The following is a 6,032-nucleotide window of genomic DNA, read 5'->3' as shown; positions in this document are numbered from 1 at the left end:
GGGTGGGAGCGGCCGCCGGGGAGCCGTTCTGGCGCATCCCGAAACCGGGGCGTTCGCTCAACGTCCCGCCCCGTACCGGTCGCCCTCGGGGCGGTCCAGCGCGTACGGGTGGAGGGTGTAGCGGACGCGCCGGTCGGACGTCTCCTCGCGGTCGAGGCGGAAGCCGGGCTCCTCGGCCGGGCGCTGGACGATGAACTGCAGCGCGGTCGTCTGCCGCCCGTAGCTCGCGTCGTAGGCGTTCAGCCGGATGTAGTGGCCCGGGTACGCCTTGCGGCACTCGTTGATCTCGTACAGGACGCCGGCCGGGTCGGTGAGGTCGAACATGGGCAGGCCCCACATCTCCCAGTAGGAGTTGCGCGGGTGCGGGTCGTCGGTGAACTCGACCGAGCACGGCCAGCCCTGGCCGAGGGCGTAGCCGGCCTGCGCGGTGATCTCCTCGTCGGTGAGGTCGGGCAGGTAGGAGAAGGTTCCTTGGGTGATCCGCATGTCACACGCTCACTGGGGTCTCGACGACGTCGGGTGTGTCGGTGGACTCGTAGGTGAAGGTGATGTCGCCCCAGGTGGACAGGGCAACGTCCAGCTCGCGGCTGTTCTTGGCGGCGGCGCGGAGGATGTCGGGGCCCTCGGTGAGGTAGTCGCGGCCCTCGTTCCGCGCCTTGATCATCGCTTCGAGCGCGACGCGGTTGGCGGTGGCGCCGGCCGCGATGCCCATCGGGTGGCCGATCGTCCCGCCGCCGAACTGGAGGATCGAGTCCTCGCCGAGGTAGTGCAGGAGCTGGTGCATCTGGCCGGCGTGGATGCCGCCGGACGCGACGGGCATCGTGCCCGGCATCGACGCCCATTCCTGGTCGAAGTACAGGCCCTTCACGGGGTCGGCCTCCACCCTGTCCAGGCGGAGGGTGTCGTAGTAGCCGCGGACGCTGTTCGGGTCGCCCTCCAGCTTGCCGACGACCGTCCCGGCGTGGATGTGGTCGACGCCCGCCAGCCGCATCCACTTGGCGATGACGCGGAAGTTGACGCCGTGGCTCTTCTGGCGCGTGTAGGTGGAGTGGCCCGCCCTGTGCAGGTGCAGGATGACGCCGTTCCTACGCGCCCAGTTGGCCATCGACTGGATGGCCGTGTAGCCGATGGTGAGGTCGATCATCACGATGACGCTGCCGAGTTCCTTGGCGAAGTCGGCGCGCTCGTACATGTCCTCCATCGTCCCGGCGGTGACGTTGAGGTAGTGGCCCTTGACCTCGCCCGTCGCGGCCTGCGCGCGGTTGACGCCCTCCATGCAGTAGAGGAAGCGGTCGCGCCAGCGCATGAACGGCTGGGAGTTGATGTTCTCGTCGTCCTTGGTGAAGTCGAGGCCGCCGCGGAGCGCCTCGTAGACGACGCGGCCGTAGTTGCGCGCGGACAGCCCGAGCTTCGGCTTGACGGTCGCGCCCAGCAGCGGGCGGCCGAACTTGCCGAGGTACTCGCGCTCCATGACGATGCCGTGCGCGGGGCCCTGGAACGTCTTCACGTAGTGGGCGGGGATCCGCATGTCCTCCAGGCGCAGCGCCTTCAGCGCCTTGAACCCGAAGACGTTCCCGATGATGGACGACGTCAGGTTCGCGATCGACCCCTCCTCGAACAGGTCGAGGTCGTAGGCGATGTAGGCGATGAACTGGTTCTCCTGCCCTGGGACGGGCTCCACCCTGTAGCACTTGCCCTGGTAGTTCTCGTAGGACGTGAGCCTGTCCGTCCACACCACCGTCCAGGTGGCGGTGGACGACTCGCCCGCGACCGCCGCGCCCGCCTCCTCTGGCGGGACGCCCTCCTGCGGGGTGATCCGGAAGGCGGCGAGGATGTCGCTGTCCTTCGGCTGGTAGTCCGGGCGCCAGTAGCCCATCTCGGCGTAGGGGATCACGCCCGCCGACCATCTGCCTGCGCTCATCGCCGCTCTCCTTAAGCCCGAGGTCGGATCACGGGGCGCGGCGGCCCGCCCCGGTGAAGGACGGCATGCCCCAGGGGTCGGGGCGGGCGCCGCGTCCCGGCCACGTGGACCGTGAACAGTTCGAGCTTCGCCCCCCGACACTTGTAATGTCCATCAAGTGTTCTACGGTGACCATTAAGCATTCACTTGGGCGAGGAGGGCGGGCGGGTGACCGAGGCGCGGTTGCGGACGTTCGTCGCGCTCGCCGACACGGGGTCGGTGCGGGCGGCGGCGCGGCGGTTGTACGTCACGGAGTCGGCGGTGTCGGCGGCGGTCGCGGCGCTGACCCGCGAGCTCGGCGTCCCGCTCGTCCGGAAGGAGGGGCGCGGGCTGCGGCTGACCCCCGCCGGGACCGCCTACGCGGGGTACGCGCGGCAGGTCCTAGGGCTGCTGGAGGAGGGGCGGGCCGCGGCGCGCGGCGCGGCCGACCCGGGGCGCGGGACGCTGCGGCTGGCGGCGGTGACGACGGCCGCCGACCAGCTCCTCCCGGAGCTGCTCGCCTCCTTCCGGGGGCGCTGGCCGGACGTCGAGCTGACGCTGGAGGTGGGGCCGCGCCGCCAGGTGTGGAGCAGCCTGGCCGCGCACGAGGCGGATCTGGTGCTGGCCGGGCGCCCGCCCGCCGGGCTCGCGGCGACCGTCCTGGCCCGGCGCCCGAACGAGCTGGTCGTCGTGGGCGCGCCGCATCTCGCGGACGGGTTCACGCCGGCGGGCACGCCGTGGGTGATGCGCGAGCCCGGTTCGGGGACGCGGGCGAGCGCGGACGCCTACCTGGCCGAGCGGGAGGCGTCGCCGCCGCGGCTCGTCCTCGGCTCGAACGGCGCGGTGATCGCGGGCGCGGCGGCCGGGCTCGGGGTGGCGCTGGTCTCGCGGGACGCCGTCGGGGCCGAGCTGGACGCGGGACGCCTCGTCGTCGTCGACGCGCCGGGGATGCCCCTGGACCGGCCCTGGCACGCGGTGGGCGGGGCCGCGCCGTCCGCGACGACGCTGCTGTTCGTCCGGCACCTGCTGGACGCCCCGGGCTGGAGTGCGCCGGGCGGCGGCGGGCCGGATCGAAACGGGCACGAAGGCGCCGCCGAGGCTATGGGAGGCTCCAGAGCGGCACCGACAGCAGGGCGAGACTGACCGCGATCAGGATCATCGCGACGGTCCGGCCGCCTTCGCCCCCCGGGACGGTCTCCCGGCGGGTCACCAGGAACAGGAAGCCCGCGAAGTAGCCCACGGCGGCGAGATCCATCGCCACGGCCAGCCCGGTCACGCCACCACCCCCTCGACTGATCAAACCCTAGACGAGTGCGGTCGCTCACATCGCCGCGCCACCGCGCACGAACGGCACCGGACAGGACAGAATCGGGTTCGGAAACCGCGAAAGGGGCAACGATGACCGCCGACCGAAAGCCCGGCCCGGACCGCCCGTACGACCTGGTCCTCTTCGGCGCCACCGGGTTCACCGGCGCCCTGACCGCCGAGTACCTGGCCCGGCACGCCGATCCCGGCACGCGCTGGGCCCTCGCCGGACGCAACGAGGCCAAGCTGGCGGCCGTCCGCGAGCGGCTGGCCGAGATCGACCCCGCGTGCGCCGGCCTCCCGCTCCTGCACGCCGACAGCGGCGACACCGCGTCCATCGAGGCCGTCGCGAACTCGGCGCGCGTCGTCATCACCACCGTCGGCCCGTACGCCAAGTACGGCGAGCCGCTGGTGGCGGCGTGCGCGCGCGCCGGGACCGACTACGTGGACCTCACCGGCGAGCCGAACTTCGTCGACCAGATGTACGTGAAGTACCACCGAGAGGCGGAGCGCAGCGGTGCGCGGATCGTGCACGCCTGCGGGTTCGACTCCGTCCCCCACGACCTCGGCGCCTACTTCACGGTGAAGCAACTCCCCGAGGGCGTCCCGCTGCACGTCGAGGGGTTCGTGCGCGCCCGCGCGGACGCGTCCGGCGGCACGCTGCACTCGGCGATCGGCGTGTTCGCCGACCCCGCGGGCCTGGTGCGCGCCGAGCGGGAGCGCCGCGCGCTGGAGGAGCGGCCCGCCGGTCGGCGGGTGCGCGTCTCGCGGCGCCCGGCGCCGAAGGCCCGGCTCGCGGGCGGCTGGACGCTGCCGCTGCCCACCCTCGACCCGCAGATCGTCGTCCGTTCCGCGGCCGCCCTGGACCGCTACGGCCCCGACTTCTCCTACGGCCACTACGTCGCCGTCAAGCGGCTCCCCGTCGCCGCGGGGATGGCGGCGGGCGCCGGGGCGGTGGCCGTCCTCGCGGCGCTGCGGCCGACCCGCGGGCTGCTGCTGCGGCTCCGCGCGCCGGGCGAGGGCCCGTCCGCGGAGCAGCGCGCCCGCAACTGGTTCAGCGTGAAGTTCGTCGGCGAGGGCGGCGGCCGGCGCGTGGTCACCGAGGTCGCGGGCGGCGACCCCGGCTACGGGGAGACCGCCAAGATGCTCGCCGAGTCGGCGCTGTGCCTCGCCCATGACGACCTCCCGGAGACCGCCGGGCAGGTCACGACCGCCGCCGCGATGGGCGACGCCCTCATCGAGCGGCTGACCAGGGCGGGGATCGCCTTCCGGGTCCTCAGGACGGACTGACCCCGCCCCGGTGCCGCCCGGGGATGGGGATCACGGCCTCGACGGTCGTCCCGGCCGAGGGCCTGCTCGTCACCGCGACCCGCCCGCCGAGCAGTTCGGCGCGCTCGCGCATGCCGCGCAGCCCGTAGGAGTCGGGGCGGCTTCCGCGGCCGCCCTGCCCGAGGACGTCCCGCACCGGGAACCCGATCCCGTCGTCGCGGACCTTCAGCCTGACCCGGTCGTGGGAGTGCTCCAGCAGCAGGTCGACGCAGGTCGCCTGCGCGTGCCGCAGGCAGTTGCCGACCGCCTCCTGCGCGATCCGGTACAGCGCGGTCTGCACGTGGTCGGGCAGCGCGTCCTCCAGTTCGCCCTCGACGGTCACCGTCACGTCGAGCGGGCCGGACGGGCCGGGGCCGTCCCCCGCCTCGCGGGCGAGGGTGGCCAGCGCCGCCGACAGGCCCAGGTCGTCCAGCACGGGCGGGCGCAGCCCGCCGATCGCGGCGCGGGTCTCGGCCGCCGCCAGCTCGCACAGCCGGCGGGCCACCATGATCTGGGCGAGTCCCTCGGGGTGGTGCTCGGGCATGGCCCGCTCGGCCGCCGACAGGTGGAAGCCGAGGCTGGCGAGCCGCTGCGCGATGCCGTCGTGGATCTCCCGGCTCAGCCGGGACCGCTCGGCCTCCTGCGCCTGCACGGCCCGCTCCGCGAACCGCTCGGCGGAGTGCTCGCGCTCGCGGGCGGTGCGCAGCCGGCGGCACGAGCACAGCACGGGCGCGAACAGGCCGGCGAGCGCGGTGACGAGCTCCAGGTCCTCGGGCGGCGGCGCCCCGGCCGAGCGGACGTCGATGACCGCGATCACGGTGCCCTCGCTGTGCACGGGGACCGCGGCGCCGCGCCCGTCCGGGTGCCGGCGGGGCCGGCCGTGCGCGGCGACCCAGCCGACGTCGCCCTCCCCCAGCGGGACTGGCGGGCCCTTCCACTCCAGGACGCGCTCGTCCTCCGCCAGGACGTACACGTCGCAGAACGTCAGCGCCCGCGCCGACCGGACGACCAGCCCGGCCAGCTCCTCGGCCATCCGCGGCAGCTCGCGGGCGGAGCAGGCAGCCGCCACGACGCGGACGAGCAGGTCGGTCCCGCGGTCCGCGAGCAGTTCCAGCGGCCCGGCGCCCGTCACCGGAAAAGCCCCTCGCGCAGCGCGACGGCGATCGCGGCGGACCGGTCGGTCACCTCCAGCTTGCGGTAGAGCGCGCGCAGGTGGCTCTTCACGGTCTCCTCGCTCAGCACGAGCCGCGCCGCGATCGCCTTGTTGGACAGGCCGCCCACCAGCAGCGACAGCACCTCGCTCTCGCGCTGCGTGAGGCCGCGGTTGGCGCCGGGCCAGAACTCGCCGCGGGTCAGCCGGGCCGCGGTGACCGCCATCCGGCCCGCGAGCGTCGCGTCGACGACCGTCTCGCCCTGCGCGACCTCCTCCAGCCGCCGGACGAGCTCCGGGCCGTCCACCCGCTTGAGCAGGTACCCGCCC

7 protein-coding genes are annotated in these 6,032 nt (G+C 74.1%); 2 read left to right on the top strand and 5 right to left on the bottom strand.

Annotated features, from left to right (window positions below):
• Nucleotides 1-57: 57 nt before the first annotated feature.
• Both E1266_RS34845 and E1266_RS34840 read right to left on the bottom strand, forming a co-directional pair.
• Nucleotides 58-486, bottom strand: a complete 429-nt coding sequence (locus E1266_RS34845) for a ribulose bisphosphate carboxylase small subunit (protein WP_132054470.1) — start codon at nt 484-486, stop codon at nt 58-60.
• Between the two features lies 1 nt (nt 487).
• The gene (locus E1266_RS34840; protein WP_132054468.1) at nt 488-1,921 is read right to left on the bottom strand and encodes a form I ribulose bisphosphate carboxylase large subunit; all 1,434 of its coding nucleotides are present in this window, start codon (nt 1,919-1,921) and stop codon (nt 488-490) included.
• A 207-nt stretch (nt 1,922-2,128) separates the two neighbouring features.
• Between E1266_RS34840 and E1266_RS34835 the strand changes: the two genes are divergently transcribed.
• A complete protein-coding gene (locus tag E1266_RS34835; RefSeq protein WP_132054466.1) occupies nt 2,129-3,082 on the top strand; it encodes a LysR substrate-binding domain-containing protein in 954 nt (317 codons plus the stop codon).
• Here the strand turns inward: E1266_RS34835 and E1266_RS38530 are convergent.
• Nucleotides 3,039-3,215 (bottom strand): hypothetical protein, encoded by a 177-nt coding sequence (locus E1266_RS38530; RefSeq protein WP_165966330.1) that lies wholly within the window; start codon nt 3,213-3,215, stop codon nt 3,039-3,041. The genes E1266_RS34835 and E1266_RS38530 overlap by 44 nt on opposite strands.
• Before the next feature lie 122 nt (nt 3,216-3,337).
• On the opposite strand from E1266_RS38530, the gene E1266_RS34830 reads away from it, so the two are divergent.
• Nucleotides 3,338-4,534 carry a saccharopine dehydrogenase NADP-binding domain-containing protein gene (locus tag E1266_RS34830; protein WP_132054464.1) on the top strand — a complete coding sequence of 399 codons (1,197 nt, stop codon included), beginning with the start codon at nt 3,338-3,340 and terminating at the stop codon, nt 4,532-4,534.
• Here E1266_RS34830 and E1266_RS34825 read toward each other — a convergent pair.
• Both E1266_RS34825 and E1266_RS34820 read right to left on the bottom strand, forming a co-directional pair.
• Nucleotides 4,521-5,684, bottom strand: a complete 1,164-nt coding sequence (locus E1266_RS34825; protein ID WP_132054462.1) for a GAF domain-containing sensor histidine kinase — start codon at nt 5,682-5,684, stop codon at nt 4,521-4,523. The genes E1266_RS34830 and E1266_RS34825 overlap by 14 nt on opposite strands.
• Nucleotides 5,681-6,032: response regulator transcription factor (locus tag E1266_RS34820; protein ID WP_132054460.1), on the bottom strand; the 352-nt coding region annotated here is incomplete at its 5' end. The genes E1266_RS34825 and E1266_RS34820, both read right to left, overlap by 4 nt.

It is taken from the genome of Actinomadura sp. 7K534 (assembly GCF_004348575.1).
Classification (GTDB): domain Bacteria; phylum Actinomycetota; class Actinomycetes; order Streptosporangiales; family Streptosporangiaceae; genus Spirillospora; species Spirillospora livida.
Note: the sequence above shows the minus strand (reverse complement) of the source record. Positions and strands in the feature narration are given on the sequence as shown.